Source organism: Bifidobacterium sp. POST2/T3 (B1) (assembly GCF_058197115.1).
Window position 1 is genome coordinate 1 of the sequence record NZ_JBVPQK010000176.1, and the last position, 5,586, is coordinate 5,586.

Sequence of the window (5,586 nt, forward strand, 5' to 3'; positions counted from 1 at the left end):
GCGGACCAGGGTGCGTGGGTCGGGTGGTGTGGGGTCCAGGGATTTGTCCGGGGTCTTGGTCTCTGGTGGTGTGGGGTAGAAGGGAACCCATCCGAGTCCCTTCAGATTGACCTCCACCCAGGCCTGGGCGTCGCGTCCCGTGAAGTCGATTCGGGTGCTCCCGTCCGCTGACGCCGGACGGCAGGCTGGACCCGTCCGCCTCCTCGGTGGTCACAGAGGAGGTCGAGGCCTTGAAGCGTCAGGTCTATAATCAAGATAAAGGCGGTATCGGGTGAAAGACGTCGGTGTCTGAGAGCCTTGGTTATTTGAAGCCTTTCTCGCCGTTAGCCGGTTCTTTGGGTTCCGTGCTTGCGCAGGTGTAGGGCGAAGGGTGAGTGGTGGTGATGTCTGTGTCGACCGGTGGGCGCGTTGGTGCCGGCGTGGTGTCGGATGGCGTTGATGATCGGGTTGATGCGTTTGTCCTGTCGTCGATCATGTCGCGTGTGGTGGGGAGCATCCCGCATGCGCGGCCTGGTGCCCGTGAGTTCTCTCTGGGCGGGGTCCTGTGGAAGACGGTGCTGTACGGAATGACCTATTTAGCCGGGTTCGCCTGCGGCTGGTTCCTCCTGTTTGACCAGGACCAGGATTGGATCCGCATGCGGATAGGTCAAGCTGTTTTGCTTGCTGTGCTTTCCGGATTTGCTGTTCTGATCCTGTTGGGGCGGTATGAGGATGGGAAGGGGCGCCCGGGGCCCTGGTTTGTGATGTTGTCGCTTCCGTGCGCTCCAGGGTTCGGCATCATATTGGGTTCTGGCGCCCGCTATTCCGGTGGCGTGATCCGGTGGATTCTGGTGTCGGTGGCTGTGTTGGTGGCTGTTGGGGTGTTGGTATTTCCGGTGGTGATGCGGCTGGTGCGCAACGGGTTCGTGTGGTGGGCGGCGATGGTGGTGTTGTGTGTGGTGCCGTCCTGGATGCTGGCCAAGGTGACGGGGTCGGCTGGCGCGTCCTTGTTCTGGTGCTGCGTGGTGGGCATCGTCGGCGCTTTGTGGTTCGTGCTGGACATGTGGGCGATCGAGAAATGCGTGAGCACGCATCGTGATGCGGCTTTCGAGTGGTTGGCGGCCTGGGCACTGGTGTTCGATCTGATCCTGCTGATCGCTTCCCTCCTGGGAACCTCCAATGATGACGACGATGCCGGCCGGTGACGCCGGACGGTGGGTTGCGCCATGGGTGTGTTTGCGTTGATGTCGATATTGGATGTTCCGTCCCGACAATCCGTCGGGATGGGTTTATGAAGAAAGTGAAGGTGAGGATTATGGCCAGTGCCTTGTTATCGAAGAGGCCGCCTCGTGTGGATGTGATGAAGGGGTACGAGCCCATGTATGATGCGACCATGCAGGAGTGCATGCAACGGCCCTTCTACCTGTATGCGAGAGGGAAGGGACGTTCCTGCCGCAAGGAGATATGGGTTTTTGCCGCGTTTGTCTGGGTCTTGGACACCTTCCTGACCCGCTTGTTCTCTTCGGGTCTCTTGGCCGTCATACCGGGGCTGTTCTCCCTGGCAGTGCTGGTGCCTATGTATGCCCTGACGGTGCGGCGTCTGCATGATCTGGCCCTGTCGGGGTGGTTGGCGCTCGTCCCTTATGCGCTGGAGGTGGTGGGCGTGGGTCTGATTGTCGGTCCGATGGTGTCGGATACCTTGGAAGGACTGGATCCGTCCGCCCCTTCGCCCCTGGGGGTCATCATCCTCCTTCTGGCTGTAGTAGTCCGGCTGGCCATCATGTGCGTTCCCTCGCGTCATCGTCATCCAGTTGTCGATAACGGAAGCCTCAGTGTGAGTCGCACTGGTACGGCACAGTATCCAGGGAACCCGAACGGACAGTGACCCCTCTGCTGTAACAGGAAAGGGTGAACCTCGACGATGCGGGATGGAAAGAGACCTGCATGAACGGCACTGATGCAAGACCGGAATCGACGGCTTGGCGGGCCAGGCGGCGGATTCGGGGCTTTTGAGCAGGAGGATGGTGTGTGATGGCTGATAGTGTTTCTGGTTCCTTGCGGCTTCCTGTGGGGAGGTCCTGGCTGCAGAGCGCGTCTTCGGTCATGTCGCGGGTGGCGGGGTGTGCGCGTCATGCGCCTGCGGGGGAGCGTGCCTTTTCCCGTGCCGGCGTGGTGCGCAAGCTGGCGGTGTGCGGGGCGGCCTTCCTGGCGGGGTTTGTACCGGGCTGGGCCTTCCTGTATGGGGATGAGCAGTGGATGCGCGACCGTTTTATACAGTTCTGCTTGGCGGGTCTGTTCTCGGTTTTTGCGATGTGGTGGTTTTTAAGCCGGTTCGAGAGCCGTGGGGGGCGTCCGGGGTTCTGGTGCCTGGCTTTGACGATGCCGACGATGCCCTGCTGGGGGGTGATGTTCGGCGCGATGACCGGCGAGCGTCCGGGGGTGATGCGCTGGGTGTTCGTGTCGGTGGCTGTGCTGGTGGTGGCCGGGGTGACCTGGCTGCGGTTCGTGTCGGATCGGGTGCGTGGCCGTGTGGCGGCCTGGGCTGCTTCGGCTGCGTCGTGCGTGCTGCCGTCGTGGATGCTGTGCCTGCTGTCCGGGGGTTCCCCCCTGTCGTGCCTGCCCTGGTGCGTGGCCGTGGGCGCAACCGGAGCCTTGTGGTTTCTGCAGGACCTGTGGGCAATCGACTATTGCGCGGGTGACGACCGTGACGCCTCCTTCGAGTGGCTGGCGGCCTGGGCGCTGATCTTCGACCTGATGACCCTGGTGGCCGCCCTGGCACGCGGCAGCACCGCCGTGCAGGACCAATGAGGGCGTTGCTGGTGAGAAATCGTCAAGGCCCTTACTGGGCTTCAGGCCTTACGTGAATGATATCTACAGCCGTAATGCAATCTACGCTGGTTGTCGACAATGAAGTTGGTCGCGGCGGAATCTGTTCTGGCTGGCCGCTCGAGTTGCATGGAAGGAAAGGGACCATGGCTGTTGCCTTGTTTGAAAATAGACCGCCTCGTGTGGCAGAGATGAAGGGTTTCGAACCCATGTATGACGCTACATTTCGAGAATGTCTGCAGCGGCCGTTCTACCTGTTTGCCCGGGGGCGGGGGAGATCGTGCCGCAAGGAGATATGGGTGTTCTTCATCGTTCTATCAATTGTAGAGCAGGGCCTGAGTAAGGTATGCGGAGGGGGATCCTGGGCTCTCATCCCCCTGGTCTTTGACCTGATCATGGTGGTGCCAGAGTATGCTCTGGAGGTGCGGCGTCTGCATGATTTATTGCTGCCGGGATGGCTGACTTTGATTCCGTACGGTCTTATGGTTATAGCCACGATTGGTCTGGTGAAATCTCGAATGTTGACCATAGGTGGCGGTCCTTTGCTTTTGGCTGTCATCCCGCTGCTCGTGGCGATAGTGATTCAGCTGGTCATCATGTGCACGCCTTCCCGTCATCGCCGTCTGTCCTTTGACAACGGGGCAATTGACAACGGAGTAATCGACAACGGGACAATAGGGGCGGGAATGAACCAGTCGGGTACGACCCGACCTTGACTGACTAGCCTGCACGGGTGGATTTATATAAGGAGACTGGGATGACTGATACTGCTGCGGATGTGGAAGGCCAGGGAACCGCTGGGATGAGTGTGGATGAGCAATTATTGCAAGGTCTTCCAACTCCCATTGCCCGCATAATACGACTGCTCGCTCAGCGGGGGATACCCTCGTACGTCAATGCCAGCGGCGGTCCTGTACTGGTGCCGTTGGTCGACTGCGGCATTACTTTTGTAATGAGCAAAAGTCTGGATTCCATTGGTTTCACAAGTCTGTGGAGCCGGGGATTCAGCTCCGCCAGGTATCGGGATGCGGTGAATGTCTGTACTGAATGGAACCGATCAGTTGGATATCTCAAGGCCTATGCCACCGAACCTTCCTTAGAGCAGAACCAGGCCGTCAGGATAGCGGGAGTCGGGCAGATCATGTGCGACGAGCGGGATGAGGTACTGGGACAACGTCTCGATGATTTTATCTATCTGATACAGAATCTTTATGCTTGGGTGAATGATCAGTGCCCGGATCCCATACGCATACCGAATGCGCCATACGGAAGAGGGGCATGAACAAATGGAACAGCCGATGAAATCCATGGTTGACGGGAAGAGAATACAGCAGTGGCTGGATGCCCAAGGATACCGTGTCGAGTATCATGAGCAGGCCTGGATCGGTTTATGGGGGAATATCGCGCTCGATTTCAGTGTACGTGGCGAGCATGATAAGTATCTGGTGGTTCATGGGACTGAGCAGGGCAGTCATCCCAACGGCCAGCATGATTTGCTTGAGGATTGCTGCAATGCCTGGAACCGGTACTATGAGGGGCCGGGCGCCTATTTGTAGAGTTCCGAAAAAGGCTTGCTCTTCCACACGTTGTTCGTGGTGAACTGCCAGGGAGGCATGGATGATGACCAGTTCGATCGCCTGCTGAAGTATGCCATGGCGGGTTCGGACGGTTTCCTTCGCTTTGCCCAAGAGCAGCTGTCGAAGATAAGGATTGCCTAGGACGAAGTGCAGGGTCAGGCGTGACCGTGCTTCCGGAGCATGCACGCTGGCGTAAACCCCCACGAGGCGAAATGCCTGGCATGGCCGCTGACCTGTATGCCGGGGTTTTGCAGGCCATAGGGGATGCAGCGCTGGTGCGCACAGAGGAGCGCGCGGTTCTGCAGAGGTGCTCTGGCAACAGGATTATCTGTACTTTGCCGGTGATGACAAGGTTCCACGGATGATACTGGTTCCTGCTTTTCAGACTCAGCAAGGTTGATACTGGTGCTTTTGGGCATCCGGAGTGGTCTCGGTCGGTTGAGGCGTTCGCGCAAACAAGCAAGGAGTTCAATGTGGATGCCTACCATGCCATGCTGGTATCGATCCTCCCAGCGGGCATGTCCCGGACCCTGCCGGGGTGATGGCGCCAGCGCTGCGTCTTCTGGTTCTGGAACTCGATGGTAACGACTCAGCTCAGCAGCCACCGCAGCAGTCCGGCGATGCCACATTCTCCTCCTGCCAGGACTAGCATTCCAATCAGGAGCGTCTGAGCGTCTGAATAACTGAGCAACTGGTAGTCGTGGATTCGGTTGCAGGACATGCGATAAAAGATGAGGGCCTTTACGATCCCAGCGATCGTAAAGGCCCTTGTTTTGTTTTCCTCTGCGGTCCAGGTTATCGGAGGACAGTGGCAAACAACGACTGTCCGGCGACCGTGTCTACACCTGTTGTCCATGGGCGCAGCTGGTTGGCCATAACTTTGCGTGTAAGCCCTGCATCAGTGGGTTGGTAGGGTCTTGATTCTTGAAGCTCGATCGTAGAACACACTCTCTTCCATGCGATATCACTGTCTGGGTAGGAGGGAGGTGTCATGGCGGGTCCAGTCATGTGGGGCGGGTCAGTGCAGGTGTCTGGGGGAAAGCAGGGTGCGCCAGCGTCGGGTTCGTGGCAGGGATGCCAGGATGGCGGATCGGAGCTTGTCCACCAGCTGCCAGCAGTCTTCGGCTTCCTGTTCATCGGAGGGGTGCCGGTCGAAAGAGGCCTGATCGGCCATGCTGCGCAGTCGATCCAGATCCCCGCGCAG

7 protein-coding genes are annotated in these 5,586 nt (G+C 58.9%); 6 read left to right on the forward strand and 1 reads right to left on the reverse strand.

Features of this window, described 5'->3' with window-relative positions; translation table 11 throughout:
- The first annotated feature begins 383 nt into the window (after positions 1-383).
- The 6 genes from AC0AP0_RS08325 to AC0AP0_RS08350 all read left to right on the forward strand — a co-directional run bounded on the left by AC0AP0_RS08325 (position 384) and on the right by AC0AP0_RS08350 (position 4,361).
- Positions 384-1,184 carry a hypothetical protein gene (locus AC0AP0_RS08325; protein WP_490430126.1) on the forward strand — a complete coding sequence of 267 codons (801 nt, stop codon included), beginning with the start codon at positions 384-386 and terminating at the stop codon, positions 1,182-1,184.
- A 110-nt stretch (positions 1,185-1,294) separates the two neighbouring features.
- The gene (locus AC0AP0_RS08330) at positions 1,295-1,864 is read left to right on the forward strand and encodes a DUF805 domain-containing protein (RefSeq protein WP_490430127.1); all 570 of its coding nucleotides are present in this window, start codon (positions 1,295-1,297) and stop codon (positions 1,862-1,864) included.
- A 218-nt stretch (positions 1,865-2,082) separates the two neighbouring features.
- The gene (locus AC0AP0_RS08335) at positions 2,083-2,787 is read left to right on the forward strand and encodes a hypothetical protein (RefSeq protein ID WP_490430128.1); all 705 of its coding nucleotides are present in this window, start codon (positions 2,083-2,085) and stop codon (positions 2,785-2,787) included.
- 164 nt (positions 2,788-2,951) lie between these two features.
- Positions 2,952-3,521 (forward strand): DUF805 domain-containing protein, encoded by a 570-nt coding sequence (locus AC0AP0_RS08340; RefSeq protein WP_261254812.1) that lies wholly within the window; start codon positions 2,952-2,954, stop codon positions 3,519-3,521.
- A 41-nt stretch (positions 3,522-3,562) separates the two neighbouring features.
- Entirely contained in the window at positions 3,563-4,087 is a 525-nt protein-coding gene (locus tag AC0AP0_RS08345) for a hypothetical protein (RefSeq protein WP_490430129.1), read from the forward strand.
- Positions 4,088-4,103: 16 nt separating this feature from the next.
- The gene (locus AC0AP0_RS08350) at positions 4,104-4,361 is read left to right on the forward strand and encodes a YbjN domain-containing protein (protein WP_490430130.1); all 258 of its coding nucleotides are present in this window, start codon (positions 4,104-4,106) and stop codon (positions 4,359-4,361) included.
- Between the two features lie 1,039 nt (positions 4,362-5,400).
- On the opposite strand, the gene AC0AP0_RS08355 is transcribed toward AC0AP0_RS08350, so the two are convergent.
- Positions 5,401-5,586 (reverse strand): hypothetical protein (locus AC0AP0_RS08355; RefSeq protein WP_490430131.1); only part of this gene is annotated, 186 nt, incomplete at its 5' end.

What these genes read in the sequence shown, in the direction of transcription:
- AC0AP0_RS08325 (WP_490430126.1), top strand. Translation starts at nt 384, where the DNA reads ATGTCTGTGTCGACCGGTGGGCGCGTTGGTGCCGGCGTGGTGTCGGAT.
- AC0AP0_RS08330 (WP_490430127.1), top strand. Translation starts at nt 1,295, where the DNA reads ATGGCCAGTGCCTTGTTATCGAAGAGGCCGCCTCGTGTGGATGTGATG.
- AC0AP0_RS08335 (WP_490430128.1), top strand. Translation starts at nt 2,083, where the DNA reads ATGTCGCGGGTGGCGGGGTGTGCGCGTCATGCGCCTGCGGGGGAGCGT.
- AC0AP0_RS08340 (WP_261254812.1), top strand. Translation starts at nt 2,952, where the DNA reads ATGGCTGTTGCCTTGTTTGAAAATAGACCGCCTCGTGTGGCAGAGATG.
- AC0AP0_RS08345 (WP_490430129.1), top strand. Translation starts at nt 3,563, where the DNA reads ATGACTGATACTGCTGCGGATGTGGAAGGCCAGGGAACCGCTGGGATG.
- AC0AP0_RS08350 (WP_490430130.1), top strand. Translation starts at nt 4,104, where the DNA reads ATGAAATCCATGGTTGACGGGAAGAGAATACAGCAGTGGCTGGATGCC.